Source organism: Mesotoga infera, assembly GCA_011045915.1.
Lineage (GTDB): Bacteria > Thermotogota > Thermotogae > Petrotogales > Kosmotogaceae > Mesotoga > Mesotoga infera_D.
On the sequence record DSBT01000189.1, the window covers coordinates 1 to 3,814 of the forward strand.

At 45.8% G+C, this 3,814-nt stretch carries 3 protein-coding genes; 1 reads left to right on the forward strand and 2 read right to left on the reverse strand.

What is annotated here, in order from left to right; all coding sequences use genetic code 11:
- Positions 1 to 419 precede the first annotated feature (419 nt).
- Complete coding sequence (locus ENN47_07060) at positions 420 to 932, reverse strand: GrpB family protein (GenBank protein HDP77927.1); 513 nt, start codon at positions 930 to 932, stop codon at positions 420 to 422.
- 37 nt (positions 933 to 969) lie between these two features.
- Entirely contained in the window at positions 970 to 2,178 is a 1,209-nt protein-coding gene (locus ENN47_07065) for a GNAT family N-acetyltransferase (protein HDP77928.1), read from the reverse strand.
- 355 nt (positions 2,179 to 2,533) lie between these two features.
- On the opposite strand from ENN47_07065, the gene ENN47_07070 reads away from it, so the two are divergent.
- A complete protein-coding gene (locus tag ENN47_07070; protein HDP77929.1) occupies positions 2,534 to 3,493 on the forward strand; it encodes a nitrogen fixation protein NifH in 960 nt (319 codons plus the stop codon).
- Positions 3,494 to 3,814: the final 321 nt, after the last annotated feature.

Sequence of the window (3,814 nt, forward strand, 5' to 3'; positions counted from 1 at the left end):
TGGAAGAACTCAATTCCATTACTCCTGTCGATCCTGTGGCGTTCTTCGCTTATCAGTGATCGACGGAGCTAAAGGATGCCATCGCCAGCTACTTGTTTCTTATCTATTCCGAGTATTTCGAATTTATCAAAGTTAACTGCAAGTATAAAGTGTCATATTCTTATGTTCATGTGAATTATACTAAGTGTGACACGAATATTCAAAATTCGACGTAATCCCCAGAAGGACTAATTTCACGGCGGCAGACGTCGTTCGTTGCCAATAAACTCTTCGAAAGTCAAACCAAAAAGACTGCGCCTTTTCCTTCTACAGTTTCTGCTAGACTTTCTTTAGCTCAGAGTATTGTTTCCAGGCTGCCTACTCTTTTGATGGTTTTTGCGCCTTGTCAAACGGAGTCTTATTCGAAGCAATGTGCGAAGTCAGTCTTTCTGTCGTTTCATAATCCCCTGAATGAACTCAGCCTTACCACTTGTGTAAGCTCCTCTGTTGTCTCTGAACTTCTCGGCAAGCTCTTTTTTGAGATCGGCGTATTGTTGTGCGGCCTCTGGGTTTTCGCGCAAATAGTTCCTGAAGAAGATGTGGTCTCTCCAAAACTTGCTCCCGAAAACGACCATATGTACGTGGTAGTCAATCTCACTGCCGGATCTTTCAAAGTATCTTCTCTCCGGCATTGAATCCTCGTGCTCGGGTCTGTAAAGATAGCCCGTTCTTTCAATGAATGGCACGCAGGTGTCGGCTTGCTCAAGTGATGATACGCCAATCATTATGTCGATAACCGGCTTTGCCCTAAGCCCCGGAACGGCCGTGCTTCCTATGTGTTCTATCGTTTTTCGCAGCTCACTTAGTGAGGCAGAAATCCGCTCGGCTTCCTCATTGAACAGTCTAGGCCAAGCAGTACTGTATTCTTCTACTGTTACCGGCTTTCCTCTCATTCAGGTCACCTCTTCAAATCAATCAGCTGGAAGCCTCTTACACAGCATTGTGCGTTATGATTTCGGGGAAGATCGATTCGAGAATCCTAACCTTCTCCGGAACTTCAGAGATTCCCCAGGGGATGTTCTTCCACGAGCCGGCCAGGAGCCTTCCAAGTCTCCAAAGCCTGGTGGCCGAAAGCCTGCCTGTCAAAAGTGGAACGAGGTCCGAAATCGCTATCTGGAAATCCTCTGTGGCTTCAGTTATCTCTGCTTTGCCGTCTCCTACAAGGATTTTACAGTTATTTTTGGATAGTAATTCGTCTCTCACCTTCAAAACAACACTTCCGCGAACGGAGTTATCCATTAGCTTCGAAATGACTGGAAGCGGGTCGAGAATTCTTACCATCCGTGATGAGGCATCTATCATCTTGAGCTCTTTTCCAGCCTGCCATCTCGAATGGAAGAAGAGTTCTATTGGAAAATCTGGCGGCATTGTCCTCATTTTGAAAGTTGCGATCTGGTCCCTATGATTTAGTATGAACCTCTTGAGCGCATAAAATCCAGCAAGATCGATGAAGGAGAAGCTCTCTATAAGCATCTTTCTCTCCTTCTTGCTGTAGACCATCATTCCATGAGGTGAGTTTTTGTCGTCGATGGCTACGGCTCCAAACAACTCCTTCTTTTGGAATATCTCCTGGCTGCAAGCGTCTATTTCCAGCGCCTCGGTGTAGCGAGAGGTCTCCCACAGTATTTTCCGGGCCTCTTCAATTAGCGTTTTCATCTCTTCATTGTTTAGAAGCTTGCCAGAAACTAGCTTGAGACTGTCGTCTTTTAGCTCATCTGAAAGAAGAGAATAATCGAAAGTCAACTCAAGGCTCTCGAAGCCAAGCCCGAATCCCAGCCTGACGTAAAAGTCATGCTTGAAGGGATCGAGCATTATGAAAGTGACTCCATTTTCTACAGCCTCCTTTATGTCCTTCAGGAGGATCGCCTTTGTTATACCTTTGTTACGGTATTCGGGAAGAGTTGCAACGGCTTCAACATATCTGCATTCAAAGATCTTTGATCGGATCCTTGCAAGGTACTTGTAGCTTATGTATGAAGCAACTAACTTCTCTTCGTCGAATGCGCCCCAGACATATTCCCAGAGGGAAGGATCTGAGAAGAAGAACTCGCTCTCTTCCGGTTCGAAGTATTCGAACGACATAAGAAAGATCTCTACGATTCTGTCTTTGTACGAGCTGTCAATTCTTCGTATCTCCATAGCACACCTCTAACAATTACCTATCCTTATGATACCAGATTGGCTATCTAAAGCCTTCATGCCATCTAATAGACAGGCCCATTTCGCTTGGATTCGTAGGCTACTCAATTCTCCTGTTCCCGATATGTCGATGTAAGCAAGTCATTGGCCGATCTTGTTGTCTTTAGAAACGAGAGAACACATAGCGGTCCAGCAAATCAGTCGGCAAGAAAGGCAGGCATAGTCAGAGGGAAAACGGTCTGATTCTTTCGATAAAGAGAACATTTGAAGTCACTATTCCGCCCTTTGTGCAAATGGTCGCGCAAGAAGCTCCAAATACCGGCTTATAAGCAATAATAGTATTGGGGGTGGTGCTATGAAGGAAAATGTAATAAGCTGGCTTCTTGAAGAGGAGAATCCTACTATAAGATACTTGACCTTGACAGATCTCATGGGTCTATCAGAAGAAGACGGAAAAGTCGCGAGGGCGAAAGAATCGATAATGAAGATCGGCATTGTTCTTGCCCTCCTCGACCTCCAGAACTATGACGGTTCGTGGGGAAAACAAGAGAGGTTCTACACAGATAAGTATCGCGGAACCGTTTGGAATCTTATCGTTCTGGCAGAGATGAGGGCAGATCCGAATGATGAGAGAGTCAAGAAGGCCTGTGAGTTCATATTGAGTCACTCTCAGGATGTTGAGCAAGGGGGTTTTTCATATACTCGAAGTGCGAAGAATAAGGCTGGCCTCCCGAGTGGAGTAATCCCCTGTCTTACGGGAAACATGGTTTATTCGCTCATAAGGCTCGGCTACCTTGAGGATGAGAGAGTTCAGAAGGCGATCGGCTGGATATGTGCCTTTCAGCGGGCCGATGACGGCATTGCGGAGCCTCCTTCCGGAAAGGTATACGAGAGATATGAAGCATGCTGGGGACGGCATTCATGCCACATGGGCGTAGCTAAGGCTTTGAAGGCTCTAGCTGCGATTCCGGAGGAGAAACGGAACAGGAAGATAGACGAGAAGATAGAAGAGCTCGCAGAGTACTTCCTGAAACACCATATCTACAAGAAGAGTCACGATCTGGAGAAAGTAGCGAAGCCCGGTTGGCTGAGATTCGGCTTTCCCCTGATGTATCAGACGGATGTTCTGGAATTGCTGGAGATATTTGCCGAGCTTAGAATCAGAGATTCCAGGCTTGAGGATGCAATCGGAATCGTTTCGGGTAAGAGAAACAAAGAAGGGCTCTGGAAGATGCAGAACTCATTCAATGACAAGATGCTTGTCGCCGTTGAAGAAAAGGGAAAGTCATCCAAGTGGTTGACTTTAGGGCGCTGAAGATCCTGAAGTTTTACGCCGAGCTATAGAGGTTTTTTGCCTTGACCGCGTTGCTCGGAGCAGTTGTGATAACTCTGCTTACAGTGGAGGTTTTTTCAATTTGCCTCTCTTGAACCGAGATCTGCACATAGCGCGTCAACCTGAGAAACTGAAGCAAATGGAACGAGTAAACAAGTGATTCATACGGATAGAAGTTCTCTCTCAAAACATTTCGAGATTTTCCGAAAGAAGTTGACGCAAGAACCCTATGAAAGCCTTACAGAATAACAGTTACAAGCCCTTCAGGCATCTCTTTTATGGGTAAAGACACATAGTCACACA

Excerpts from the sequence above, each read along its gene's own strand:
- ENN47_07065 (HDP77928.1), bottom strand. The coding sequence starts at position 2,178 with ATGGAGATACGAAGAATTGACAGCTCGTACAAAGACAGAATCGTAGAG.
- ENN47_07070 (HDP77929.1), top strand. The coding sequence starts at position 2,534 with ATGAAGGAAAATGTAATAAGCTGGCTTCTTGAAGAGGAGAATCCTACT.
- ENN47_07060 (HDP77927.1), bottom strand. The coding sequence starts at position 932 with ATGAGAGGAAAGCCGGTAACAGTAGAAGAATACAGTACTGCTTGGCCT.